A 4,597-nucleotide genomic window follows, 5' to 3' on the forward strand; every position below is an offset into this window, starting at 1 on the left:
GGTCCGTTCGACCCGCGCCCGTCCGCGTCGCCGGCACCCCGCCGCCATCATCATCATCGGGCGAAGCACCACGGGCGGCAGTTGTCCGATGTGGTCCCGGGCTCGGCCCGTGGTGCCACGACGCAAAACTGAGGCCGCGCGCATGGCTCCCCTGCTGCGCCGGACATTGTGCCGTCGGCGCCCACGTGCGCGCAGCGGGGCACGATGAGGGCCGATCGCCTCCTGCCCCTATGCGCGACGGTCGCCATCGTCTCGTGGGCCAGCGCCTATCCGCTGGTGCGGATCGCGTTGCGCGATATCCCGCCGGTTCCGCTGGCGGCGTGGCGTTACGCCGTGGCGGCCGTGCTGGCGGGGCTTTATCTGCTGGTCAGGCGCCCACCGGTCCCGCACGGGCGCGATCTGGTGCGGCTGGCGGCCTGCGGGGCCGTGGGCATCGCGGCCTATAATATCCTGTTCAATTGCGGAGAGGTCAGCGTCTCGGCGGGGACGGCCAGTCTGATCATCGCGGCGGCCCCCCTTCTGGCCGGGCTGCTGGCGGTCGTGGTGCTGGGCGAGCGCCTGTCGGCCCGTGGCTGGGCCGGATCGGTGTTGAGTTTCTCCGGCGTGGCGCTTCTGGCCCAAGGTCAGGCGGGAGGCCTCAGGTTCGGGTCCGGGGCGACGCTCGTGGCCGGCGCGGCGTTGTGTGCCGCACTGTATATGGTCGCGCAAAAGCCGCTTCTGGGCCGGTACGGTGCGCTGCCGACCACGGCCTATACCCTGATTGCCGGAGCGGTGTTTCTGAGTCCGGCGCTAGGGCAGGGTGCTCGCGCGCTGGCGCATGCCCCGCCCACGACATGGGCCGCCGTTCTGACGCTGGGCATTTTCCCCGCCGCGCTGGGCTACGCGGCGTGGGGCTTCGTGATCGGCCATCTGGGCGCTGCGCGTGGTATGGTGCTGATCTATCTCCTGCCCCCCACGACCATGGTGCTGGCCTACGGGCTGACCGGCGAGACGCCCACGCGCGCCACGCTGGTGGGCGGTGCGATCGTCATGGCCGGCGTCGTGCTGGCCACCGCGCGCAGGCGGCGCGCGGTGGCGGCGTAACGCGTTACAGCCCGTCGCCGGAGCGGTAGTGCCGGTGGTAGCGGTGGCCGAGCGCGGTCAGGACCTCGTATCCAATGGTATCGCAGGCGGCGGCGAGATCGTCGATCGGGAGTGACGGGCCGATCAGGTCGAAGGCCGTTCCTGGCGGGACAGGCGTTTCGCCCAGCGCCGTGATGTCGAGTGCCAGGCAGTCCATGGACACGCGCCCCACGATCGGCAGCCGGATATCCTCCTGCCCGGGCAGCACCGCGTATCCGCGGCCGCCCGCCGCACGAAACAGGCCGTCGGCATAGCCGGCCGCGAGGGTCGCGATGCGGCTGGGGCGGTTGGCGATGAAGCGTGCGCCGTAGCCGACGGCCGTTCCCGCCTCGATCTCGCGGGTCTGCAGACTGCGCAGTTGCAGGCGCACGACCGGGCGCATCGGGTTCGGCTGGCCCGGCGTGGGGTTCAGGCCATAGAGGGCCGCCCCCGGGCGGATCAGGTCGTAGTGCCAGTCCGGGCCCAGAAACGTGCCCGACGACGCGGCCAGACTGGCCAGCGTCGGCGGCAACTGCGCGCGCAGGCGTTCGAACGTGTCGCGCTGGGCGCGGTTGGCCGGGTGCGCGGGTTCGTCCGCGCAGGCAAGGTGGCTCATGACCAGAACGGGCCGGATGCCCGACAGGCTGTCGCCGTCTTCGGCCAGAATTGCCACGTCCCGCGCGCCGAGGCCAAGGCGCGACATGCCGCTGTCGAGTTGCAGGACTGCGTGCAGGGCGGTGTCGTACGTTCGGGCGAGCGCGCGCCACGCGGCGATCTGCTCGAGACTGTTGAGCACCGGAACGAGGCGCGCGGCATGCAGGGCCGCATCGCACCCCGGGGGAGGGCCGCCGAGCACGAAGATCGCGGCCTCGCCCCCTGCGATCGCGCGCAGGGCGATTCCTTCCTCCAGTGTGGCCACGAAGAAGTTCCGGCAGCCCGCGGCTTCGAGTACAGGGACGACGCGGGCCGCCCCCAGCCCGTAGCAATCCGCCTTGACCGCCGCCGCCGTACGGACGCCCGGCGCCACGGCTTCACGCAGGGTGCGATAATTCGCGGCGATCGCGTCCAGATCGATTGAGAGCCAGCCGCCCGCGGCCTCCTGTGTCGGCACCATCGTCATGGAAGCAGGCTTGGGGAAGGGGGCGTGGCGCGCATGGTCGATCTCATTGCGGTCGATACGAGAGGGAATCGAGTGTAATGGCGCACGGATGGCGGCGCCAGCGCCCGGTGCCGTACCTTGTGACACGTGGCGCTTCGGTCAGTGGTCGCTGCCCGGCACTCCCTTGGACGTCGAATACTCGAAATGCAGGGCGGTGTCGGGATGGACGATCGGGTGGATGGCGTGCGCGGCCATGGCCCCTTCGCTGAAGCCCTGCAGGATCAGTTTTAGCTTGCCCGGATAGGTTGCGACGTCGCCGATCGCGAACAGGCCTGGGGTGGAGCTTTCGCAGGTGGAGGGCGTCACGGGGATGGTGTTGCGATGGGTGTCCAGACCCCAGCCCGCGATCGGCCCCAGATCGGTGGACAGGCCGAAGAACGGCAGCAGGCAGTCGGCGTCGAGCACCCGCGTCTCGCCCTCCAGCGTGGCCAGTTCCACGCCGGACAGGGCGCCGTCCGTGCCGTGCAGCCGCGCGAGCTGGAAGGGCGTGACCTTTTCGATCTCGCCCCGGGCGCATGCGGCGTCGATCTGAGACAGTGTCTCGGGCGCGCCGCGAAAGCGCGGGCGCCGATGAACGAGCCAGATCTTGGCCGCGATGTCCTTCAGAGCCAGCGCCCAGTCCAGCGCCGAATCCCCCCCGCCGGCGATGACGATACGGCGCCCCGCGAAATCGGTGCGGCGACGGACGTAGTACTGCACGGCCCCCGATGCCTCGAAACCGTCCAGCCCGTCGAGTGGCGGCCGGTTCGGGCCGAACGCGCCCGCGCCGGCGGCGATGATCACGGCGGCGGCCCGGATCTGCGTGCCCGCGCTGGTGCCCAGGGCGAAGGCGCCCCGGTGACCGGTCAGGGTCTCCACGCGTTGCCCCAGCAGGCGGGGGATGGCGAAGGGCGCGATCTGCTGGTCCAGCGCGGCGATCAGGTCGCCGCCGGTGATCGCCGGATGGGCGGGGATGTCGTAGATCGGCTTTTCGGGGTAGAGCGCCGCGCACTGGCCCCCGATCTCGGCCAGCGCATCGACCAGAACGCAGCGCAGCTTGAGCATCGAGCATTCGAAGGCGGCGAACAGCGCCGTCGGGCCTGCGCCCACGATCGCGACGTCGGTCACCAGAGGGTCCGTTGACGGGGTGTCGGCGGTCATGGCGCTGCGATCCTTGCTGCATGGTCGGGACATGGGTTCTTGTCGTATCGGCGGTCGTGATTCACAACCGTCGGCACGGGGGATGTTTCTGCCCCGAGTGTCGGTGCCGCGCAACGGGGCGGCGACCGGACGGGCGGGTAAAAAAGGCGACGGCATGCGGATCGGCTTCGTGATCGAACATATCGGGGCGCTGGGCGGGACCGAGCGCGCGGCCACCGCCGTCCTGAACGGACTGGCCGGCCACCCGGGGATCGGCGCGCTGCATCTTCTGGAGGTGGCGCCTGTTGGGCCACCCGTGTTCGCGCTCGATCCCCGGATCGAACGCACGGCGTTTTCAGCCCACAAGGTTTCGCTGGTGCGCGCATGGCCGCGACTGGTGCGCTGGCTGCGGGCACAGGCGCGGCGGCTCCGCCTTGATGTAGTGGTGGTGGTCGAGGCGACGCACGCGCTGTATGCCGTGCCGGCCCTGGCGGGAACGGCCGTGCGGACGATCGTGTGGGAGCACTTCAATTTCCGCGCCGACATGGGGCGGCGCAAGCGGCGGCTGGGGCGACGGCTGGCCGGCTGGTGGGCCCACGACGTGGTGACGCTGACCCGGCGCGACGTCGCGCTGTGGCAGGACGGGATGCGGGTTCGTGCCCGGCTGACGGCAATTCCCAACATTGCCCCGCCCGCGCGGGACACGACGTATGACACGGGCACGCGTCTGGCGGTCGCAGTCGGGCGACTGGTGCCGCAGAAGGGCTTTGATCGGCTGATCCCGCTCTGGGCGCGGGTGATGCGCGACCCGGCGGCGCGGGACTGGCGTCTGGCGATAGTGGGCGACGGCCCCGACCGCGCGATGCTGCTGGGGCTGATCGAGGCGCATGGCCTTGTCGGGCGCGTGACGCTGGTGCCGGCGACGGACGACATCGACGCGGTCTATCGCGCGGCCGGCCTGTGCTGCTTTCCCTCCCGCTTCGAGGGGTTCGGCATGGTGCTGGTCGAGGCGGCGTCGTGGGGGGTGCCCGCCGTGGCCTTCGACTGCGAGGCCGGCCCGTCGGACATCATCCTCGACGGCGAGACGGGCCTTCTGGTGCCGCAGGATCATGAGGCGGCGTTCGAGGTCGCCGTGCTGCGCATGATCGGTGACGACGCGTTGCGCGCGCGGATGTCGGCGGCGGCGCGGACCGACGTCGCGCGCTTTTCCGAAGCGCG

Annotated in this window: 4 protein-coding genes; 2 read left to right on the top strand and 2 right to left on the bottom strand. The window is 70.9% G+C overall.

Annotation, left to right across the window (positions count from 1 at the left end):
• The first annotated feature begins 204 nt into the window (after window positions 1-204).
• Window positions 205-1,083, top strand: coding sequence for a DMT family transporter (locus HUK82_RS14620; RefSeq protein ID WP_176614651.1), 879 nt, complete (start codon window positions 205-207; stop codon window positions 1,081-1,083).
• Window positions 1,084-1,087: 4 nt separating this feature from the next.
• Here the strand turns inward: HUK82_RS14620 and alr are convergent, their stop codons facing one another.
• Both alr and HUK82_RS14630 read right to left on the bottom strand, forming a co-directional pair.
• A complete protein-coding gene (gene alr / locus HUK82_RS14625) occupies window positions 1,088-2,215 on the bottom strand; it encodes an alanine racemase (RefSeq protein ID WP_373318281.1) in 1,128 nt (375 codons plus the stop codon).
• 144 nt (window positions 2,216-2,359) lie between these two features.
• Window positions 2,360-3,400, bottom strand: coding sequence for an NAD(P)/FAD-dependent oxidoreductase (locus HUK82_RS14630; protein WP_176614652.1), 1,041 nt, complete (start codon window positions 3,398-3,400; stop codon window positions 2,360-2,362).
• An 82-nt stretch (window positions 3,401-3,482) separates the two neighbouring features.
• Here HUK82_RS14630 and HUK82_RS14635 point away from each other — a divergent pair.
• On the top strand, window positions 3,483-4,597 hold a 1,115-nt coding region (locus HUK82_RS14635; RefSeq protein ID WP_256127042.1), incomplete at its 3' end, for a glycosyltransferase family 4 protein.

Origin of the sequence: Ameyamaea chiangmaiensis (genome assembly GCF_013376175.1) — a bacterium.
Classification (GTDB): domain Bacteria; phylum Pseudomonadota; class Alphaproteobacteria; order Acetobacterales; family Acetobacteraceae; genus Ameyamaea; species Ameyamaea chiangmaiensis.

Coding starts and splice junctions, on each gene's coding strand:
- HUK82_RS14630 (WP_176614652.1), bottom strand. CDS start 3,400: ATGACCGCCGACACCCCGTCAACGGACCCTCTGGTGACCGACGTCGCG.
- HUK82_RS14620 (WP_176614651.1), top strand. CDS start 205: ATGAGGGCCGATCGCCTCCTGCCCCTATGCGCGACGGTCGCCATCGTC.
- alr (WP_373318281.1), bottom strand. CDS start 2,215: ATGGTGCCGACACAGGAGGCCGCGGGCGGCTGGCTCTCAATCGATCTG.